Origin of the sequence: Novosphingobium pokkalii (assembly GCF_014652855.1) — a bacterium.
Classification (GTDB): Bacteria; Pseudomonadota; Alphaproteobacteria; order Sphingomonadales; family Sphingomonadaceae; genus Novosphingobium; species Novosphingobium pokkalii.
Map to the genome: position 1 here is coordinate 124,992 of NZ_BMZP01000012.1, position 7,368 is coordinate 132,359.

Here is a 7,368-nt window from a genome sequence, read left to right on the forward strand (position 1 = left end):
CAGTCAGCCCCGATAGGCCGTCGCGTCATGGTTCGGATCTTCGCTGGTTGAATCCGCCACGTCCGGCACGCCTTCCTGCTTGGCGTGCGCCCGGACTTCGGCGGTTCGCTCCCCGATCTCCTTGGCGAAAATATCGAGCATAGTGGCGCCAGCAGGCATGGCGGCAACCTCCTCCACGGCAGCAGGCAATTCGCGCAGCAGCCTCGCGGTCACCTGCTCAACGCGCTGGATCGTACCCCGCGCGGCAAGGCCAGCGGCATCAGCCATACGGCGCCAGTGGCGGCCATAGATATGGCGCCCACGCCGCTGGCCGCCGATGGCCTGCGCATGGTTCTGCGTGATGTTCACCCAGGCGAGGCCCGACATGAGATCATAGAGCGGCGCCAGTTGGGGAGCACCAGTTCCAAGCAGGATCGAATAATTCTTGGCGTGCGAATCCACATTGCCGATGGCGATGTTGAAGATCACCGCATCAAGCAGGCGGGTGATGTCGCGTGCCGTCATATGCTGACGCACAAGGGCAATCATGTCGGCAACAGAAGGCCCGCGGGTACCGGTGCCGTTGAACTCATACTTCGCGGCGGGCGCCCGACCCAGAGCCTGGCAGAAATCCTCCTGATGCAGACGGCGAACAGCCCTGCCGGTGCCAGCCCGGTCATAACGCTCAACCAGCAGGTAGCTGCGGCTACCGGCCACGCCCGTCGTCACCGGCGCGACATTCAGGCCAATGCGGCGGGCCAGCATCATGCACAAAGCCTCATTCTGCACACTGCCGAGCAGGCGCGGATTGTCGGGCTTGAGGATATGCGTCGATGGCGCGCCGTTGGTGGGCACGGCGATTTGCTCGTCGATGATGGCAACAGGCAGCTTCTCCTGCGCGCCGGCTAGGCTCATCGAAACACCATCCTCGCCCACCAGAAAGGGCCGTGCGGGCAGTTCGTTGAGGATCCGCTCCAAAGCGTCGGCGTCGGGGATCGCGCGATAGGCCGGCTCGCCGCGCGTCGGCTGTGGGGCCATGCTGAGCGCGCCAGCCAGATCGCTGCCAGTCTGCGCGATGAGGCCGAGCGCGTCCTCCGGCGCGGCACCAAGCGCGCGCGTCATGGCGCGCAGCGGCTCGCCCTCCGGCAACAGGTTCATCAGCCAAGGGAGGACCAGCACCCCATCATAGGGTTCCGGCCGGATCGGCATGGCCAGCGAGACAGGAAACCTGTCAGCAGACACCAGCCAAGCATCATCATACGCAAGGCGGGTCGTCTGCCCGTCCGCGCTGATCGTGGCGATCCGGCGGTCCTCGTAGTGGATAGGAACTTCCACCATCAGCTCTGCGGGCCGTTGGTGGTGAGACGCAGCCCCACGGCCTTGGCGGCGGCCAGTGCCTTGCCGAGTTGCGCAGTGGGCTTGCCCGCCTCTAGATCGACGATGAAGCGCTCGCCGCTGTTGATGGCGAGCGCCAGCTCCCGCTGCGTGAGGCCAAGGGCCTTGCGAGCTGTGGCAACGGCGGCGCCGAATTGGGTTGCGTTTTCAATCATGGATTTCTTACCGAACGGGAAGATTGCACGAATGCGGTCGGATTTCAAGAGCACTTCTTACCGAGCGGGAAGAATGGGCTTACAGATGACTCCGATCACCTTCATTCTTACCGAACGGGAAGTTTTTAACTTCAATCACAGCCCCAACTCCAATCGCTTCTCCGACTGATTTTCACGCTGGAATGGATAGCCTTCTGCCTTGAAGCCAGGCCCCATGCCGCCGGGAACGCGCACGGCATTATGCAAAAGCCGCTCCTCCTCGCGCAGAACCTGCTCGGCGGTTCGGATCTCTCGCCCAGCCACCGGCTCGTGGATGCCTTTGGGCAGATCATCTTTGCCCGCCTTGCCCAAGACCTCCAGCGCCGAGAGTTTTTCAGCGGAATTGCGCAAGGCGGCGCGCTCCAACCTTGGCGCGCTGTCGATCACCAGCCTTGGTTGATCGGCGATGCGGGTCAAGGCCACCGCCATGGTGCGGGATGAGGCGAGCCGCGTCTCGGTGCTGTCGATGACGACAATGCCGTGCCGCGTCGTCACACCCTGCGCGGCATAGGCATTGAGCGCATAGGCAAGATCCAGCTTGCGCAACGCCGGATCATCCAGCGCCAGCGTCAGCTTGCGATCCCCGGCCAGCGCGATGGTGATCGACTGCTGATCCAGCGCCTCGACCTGCCCGGCCTGCGCGTTCAGCGCACCCAGCTTGTGGTTGTTGGCACTGAACCGCACGCGGTCACCTTGATGCAGCGTGATGGTGCGCTCCTCATAAACGCTGACGGCATCCTCCTTCAGATTATGCGCCAGCCTGTTGGGTGTGAATGTGATGCGCCCCTGTGCCGTCTCCAACAGCACCTTGCCGCCCTTGCGGTCCACCACGCGCCCCATCGTGCCCTTGGCCAGTCCCTGCCGCGGCATGGCGTTGCGGAACTCGACAATCCGCCCGCGCTGATAGGGCTCCAGATGCCGCATCTGCTCGCGGGTCAGGTTCACACGGTCAAGGATCGGGATGGTCACGCCCTGCTGGGCGATCTCGCCACGGACCTTCAAAACCGCTTGCGCCTGCATGTTGGCCTCGGCGCGCAAGGCCCGGCCTGCGGTGAGGAGCAAGGTCTGCTCGCGCTCCTCACGCGGCAGGCTGGCCCAGATGGCAACCGCATGAGACGCCAGATCGCCCGAAGGCACCTCATGGGTATAGGGATTGAGCAACCCTATCGCCTTGTGCAACTGTCCCTGATCGAGGAGCGGCGCAAGGGTCTTCATGATCCCCGATTGTGCGCGGACATTGTCGGTGAGCTCGGCCGTGGCGAGGCCGTGGGCTTGCAAATCGGCAAAGGGTTTGCCCGCCTCCACCGCGCCATATTGCCGCGTGTCGCCCACCAGCGCGAGGCGGGCGACATCGGCGCGATGGGCCAACCGCATCAGATCGGCGGCTTGACGGCTGCTGAGCGTCGAGGCCTCGTCAACGAATATGACCGCGCCTTTGAGTTCCGCGAGCGATTTGTCCTGGAAGGCCGCTGGCGCATCCGCATTGAGCAAAGCTCGATGCCGCCCAAGGAACGCCGCGACCGAGCTGGACGGCACGCCCAGATCCTCACCCAACTTGCGGGCAATCTCTGCGCCCACCGCCAACGCCATCACCGACCGCCCCTGTTCACCAGCAATCCGCGTGACAGGCTGAAGCATGGTCGACTTGCCCGCGCCCGCCACGCCCTGCACGCCGGTCACGCGATCCTTGGCTTCGAGGATCAGGCTGGCCGCAGCCTCCTGCCTGGGCGATAGGCGGCGCAGCCCCATCTCGCGCGCCACCTGCTGCACCTGCGGCGCGGCCAGCCCCTCGACCAAGGGTTTGGCTTGATCCTTCCCCTGCGCCCAGAGCGCGATCACCTCCCGTTCCAACGCCACGGCGCCGTGCGTGGTCATCATTGCCCCATCGGGTTCTGTCAGCAGGATCCGGCACTCGGCCAGACGGTCGATCCGCGTCTCAATGTCCACCACCTGTATCGGCCCGCCGAAGGAAAGGCTGGCGCGGATCAAATCAAAGCGGCTGAAGCCCGCCTCATTCTGGCTGAGATGCCGGACGCCCGAGGCGACCGCCTGCGCTGCGGCATAGTCCTGCGGCGAGAGCCTGCCCGCCCCCTCTGGCACCAGTGGATCCTTCTCGCGCGGGGCCAAGCCCATGGCGGCGACAATGGCCTGCCCTCTGGCGGCGATACCCTTGATGCCCTCAACCCCCCGATCCCAGATCGTTCCACCCCGCGCCATCTGCGCCATGGCGGCTTCCCGCAAGGGTGCCGGGTCAAAGCCAATGCTGGCCGCGCGCTCTGCCCAAGCGGCTCGGTCCTCTTCGCGCGAGATGCCGGGATCCTTGGCGGCGCGGGTCGAGAGCGCCGCCAGTTCTCGCTCTGCCGCCGTGCCGCCGCGCCCGCTGGCTTCCAGCGCGGCGGCGATTTCCTCGCGACGGGTGGAGAACGCCATGATGTGGTCACGCGAGATGCCCGTGATCTCGAACTGGCCATAGGCTGGGTTGTGGGCGGGTGTGGTGCGATAGCCCAAGGCCTCAATCCATGCGCGCAGATCGGCATTGTGGACGGCAGCAATGGTCGCCTGCTGGGCATAGAGCGGATCATTGCGCAACGCCCGCCAAGCGCCATCGGGCCGCTGCGTGGCATTGGCGATCACGGCATGGATGTGCAGTTGGGGATCGCGATTGCGCGACAAGTCATGGGTGAACAGGCCCGCGACCATGTTGCCGGTCTTGACCGGCTGCTGCGTGCCGCTCTTCTCGTCAAAGCGTCGCGCCTCGATCAGATTGCGCTCCACCCAGCCCAAGGTGGCCTTCACGCTGGCTTCGAAGGCCACAAGCAGCCGCTCGTCCCCGCCGACCAGCGCCATCAGCGACACCGACTTGGGTGCGGAGAAGGCCATGTCGAGGCCGGGGCGGTGCTCCTGCCCCGAAGGCGTGGTGATGTTGGCGCCATTAGGCAGGCGACCTTCCAGCACCGCCTCGAAGGCAGCGGTGGCAACCGATCCAGTCAGCCCCAGCGCCTCGGGACCGCGCCAGTGCCATTGGCTGTGGTCGGCGCCTTCGCCCTCGGTGTAGTAATTGTCATTGGCATAATAGCCCGCCGCGCCGCTGGCGGAACTGACCGCGCCGATCGAGATCATGGGTGCTTGCTCCGGTGCTTGGGTTGCGTGGTTTCGGGGCGCAGATCGATGATCTCAGTCGGGGTGGGCTTGACCGGCACAACGACTTGCCAAGGGTAGCGGTGCAGCAGCCCCCAGAAGAGCATCAGCGCCAGCAGTGCACCGGCCAGAATCGCCGCAAACTGCATCGCAAGGCTGTTGGGATCGACCAGTGGCGGCGGAGGCGGCAGCTTGGCGAGGGTCTGGACGTTCTGTTCCAGCCGGGCGAGGATGTCCTGCATCGCCACTTCGCTGGGCAGGCGCGCCAGTTGCTTGGTCACGCGATGTTCGAAACCGCCGAGGCTGGCATCGACGCGCTCGGCGATCACGCTGGCAAGTTGCGCCTCGGCCCCGGCACCCAACGCGGCGCGGGCGGCCAGCGCCTTGCCGAGCCGCACCTCCCGCCGGTCCATATCGCGCAGCACGCGGTCGAGATCCAAGGCCATCCGTTCCAGGCTGCTCAGGAATTGCGGCGTGGTGACCAGTAGCGGTTCCGGCGCAACAGGCGGCGGCACCACCACCGCGCCACCAACCTTCCCCTCCGCGCCAATCGCCTCGCGCACCAGAGCGCGGAGCAGTTCGGGGCGGTTGATGCCGCGCTCCGCCGCCAGCCGGTCGACCTCGGCCAGCAGCGCATCGTCAAAGCTGACGTTGAGCTGGGCCATCAGCGGCCTCCAAAGCGGTGAGGCGCGAAAGTGGCGGAATTGCGTGGTTCTAGGGCGCATCTAGGCCCATAGGCAGGCAGCCTTCGCGAAATGCAGCGTGCGGTATGAAGTCGTCGCCGCCTACATAGGGCGGCATAGGCGGCATCAACATGCTGATTTACAGCACTTTCATTGCCTAGATCCAAGGCTACCCAGTAGCGTGATGTGTGCCTGATTTGCCTTATACCGCCGCTCTGAACAGGGGGATGCTCGGGCGGCAGAGAGCATAATCTGGCACCTGTAGAGGACACGGGCAGGCCGATAGGCCGATGACCACGACAAGCCATCAATCTGCCCTCCGCAAGTCAGACTGAACGCTTGGGCCGGTGCGCACCTCAACCTCGAAGGTCACCCAGAGCAGGCCGGGACGAACAAGGTCACCAGCTTTGCGCAGGCGAACGGTGGCATTGGTTTCCAGCCAGTCGCGCACGCTTTGGTTCGGGCAGATTACCTTCAGGCCGGGATCGGCAAAAAGGTAGGCCGATGGGGCAAAGAACCGCTCCCACATGCGTGATGGCAGGTCACGCTGCAAAGCCTCGCGCAGTTGGTTGGAATGGGTGTCCTCGCGCTCCTGGGCCAGAACGGGCGACGGCAGAGGCAGCGGAACCGCGACTGTCGGCGCTGGCACGGCGTACAGCCCGCCGGGCTTGGCTGACCGCATGACCTGCTCGTGGACCTTCTGCACATGGGCCGCCCAACTGGCGTTCCAGTCGGCCTGTCGCAGACCGTGGCCCAAAGCCTTCTGCTGGAAAGCCTCGCCCTGCGCGGCATAGGCATCGTCAGGCCATTGGCTGGCCATGGTGTGCGCCCATGCGGGCAAACCCTCAACGGGCGGCACCTGCCAGTCGCACGGCATGGCCCGCCGTGGCCTGCCCTGAGAGGGGGGATTCAAGGGGGAGTCTTTCTTTCCAGAATCTTTGTTTGAATCAGGGGTGACAGTTTGGCCCCTCCCGCCCGCGTCAAATTGACACCCGGTCGGTGACAGGCTGTCACCCAGCCCCAAGCCCGGTTGATAGCCGACCAACACGAAACCATTGGCGCGCTGCGCCCCGTTGGCATGGTAGCGCGAGACGCGCCGGATCAGGCCCAGCCCGCCTTCCGAGACAGGTGCCTCCAGCCGATCCAGTGCCCGCTGGACAGTGCGCTCGGAACAACGGACAGCTTCGGCAATATCGCGCACGCTGCGGAATTTGCAGAAGCCATCCGGCCCCGCCCAACTGGCGATGTGGAGGAAGACCTGGTTCAAGGCGATGCCTTTGACCTTCCGTTTGACGGCCCAAGCATAGACCTCTCTGGCCATGGCGCTGGTCCTTGCCGTTCGCGACTTATCAATAGACGCGCTGGGGCAGGCCGCCGAGCCATGCCTCGATGTCCTGCGCCCGCCAGCGGATCTGGCTGCCACCGATGCTGACCGGCGCGGGGCAGCGGTTCTGGCGGATCAGGCGATAGAGTGAGGAACGGCTTTTGTAGCCGCTGAGCCGCAGCACGTCATTGGCCGTGAGCAGCATGAGGGCAGGCAAGGTGTTGGTCATGGCGGTGCATCCCGTGTGATGGCGATTCAGCGAGGGTCATCACAGGCCTGGAGGCGTGTCGAACGCTTCCGGATTTCTTCCGGATGGAAGATTGGAATTTCAAAGATGTCTATTGTAAATCAATATGATGAAAGTCGGAAGAGAGGCCCTAATTCCGCATCCCTTCCGCCACCTAAATTCCGAGGCCCTACACCATGCCAGCCCTCCGTGCCGTTGGCGAACGGCACGGAGGGCACACACGATTGGTTTGGTTGGGATAGCAGATGAAGCGGGATATCTTGAAAAACCGCGATGGAAATCTGTCATATTTACTGTTAATTTCTAATGATATGACCATTCCAAACGACCTTCTCAGCAAAAGGCTCTGACGTGCTCCCCTGATTGTTACCGGTCAGAGGTAGAGTCTCGCTCCTTCATGATGATTGT

6 protein-coding genes are annotated in these 7,368 nt (G+C 64.2%); all 6 read right to left on the reverse strand.

The window, feature by feature from the left end:
* Positions 1-3 precede the first annotated feature (3 nt).
* A complete protein-coding gene (locus IE191_RS13615; RefSeq protein ID WP_229815368.1) occupies positions 4-1,317 on the reverse strand; it encodes a type II toxin-antitoxin system HipA family toxin in 1,314 nt (437 codons plus the stop codon).
* Entirely contained in the window at positions 1,317-1,577 is a 261-nt protein-coding gene (locus tag IE191_RS13620) for a helix-turn-helix domain-containing protein (protein WP_373299294.1), read from the reverse strand. The genes IE191_RS13615 and IE191_RS13620 overlap by 1 nt, the downstream gene beginning before the upstream one ends.
* 87 nt (positions 1,578-1,664) lie before the next feature.
* Positions 1,665-4,688 carry a MobF family relaxase gene (mobF, locus tag IE191_RS13625; protein WP_191324912.1) on the reverse strand — a complete coding sequence of 1,008 codons (3,024 nt, stop codon included), beginning with the start codon at positions 4,686-4,688 and terminating at the stop codon, positions 1,665-1,667.
* A complete protein-coding gene (locus IE191_RS13630; RefSeq protein ID WP_191324913.1) occupies positions 4,685-5,371 on the reverse strand; it encodes a CopG family ribbon-helix-helix protein in 687 nt (228 codons plus the stop codon). Before IE191_RS13630 ends, mobF begins: the two co-directional genes overlap by 4 nt.
* Positions 5,372-5,696: 325 nt before the next feature.
* Positions 5,697-6,710, reverse strand: coding sequence for a helix-turn-helix domain-containing protein (locus tag IE191_RS13635; protein WP_191324914.1), 1,014 nt, complete (start codon positions 6,708-6,710; stop codon positions 5,697-5,699).
* Positions 6,711-6,738: 28 nt separating this feature from the next.
* Positions 6,739-6,942, reverse strand: a complete 204-nt coding sequence (locus IE191_RS13640; protein ID WP_191324915.1) for a helix-turn-helix transcriptional regulator — start codon at positions 6,940-6,942, stop codon at positions 6,739-6,741.
* Positions 6,943-7,368 lie beyond the last annotated feature (426 nt).

Excerpts from the sequence above, each read along its gene's own strand:
- mobF (WP_191324912.1), bottom strand. The coding sequence starts at position 4,688 with ATGATCTCGATCGGCGCGGTCAGTTCCGCCAGCGGCGCGGCGGGCTAT.
- IE191_RS13630 (WP_191324913.1), bottom strand. The coding sequence starts at position 5,371 with ATGGCCCAGCTCAACGTCAGCTTTGACGATGCGCTGCTGGCCGAGGTC.
- IE191_RS13615 (WP_229815368.1), bottom strand. The coding sequence starts at position 1,317 with ATGGTGGAAGTTCCTATCCACTACGAGGACCGCCGGATCGCCACGATC.
- IE191_RS13640 (WP_191324915.1), bottom strand. The coding sequence starts at position 6,942 with ATGACCAACACCTTGCCTGCCCTCATGCTGCTCACGGCCAATGACGTG.
- IE191_RS13635 (WP_191324914.1), bottom strand. The coding sequence starts at position 6,710 with ATGGCCAGAGAGGTCTATGCTTGGGCCGTCAAACGGAAGGTCAAAGGC.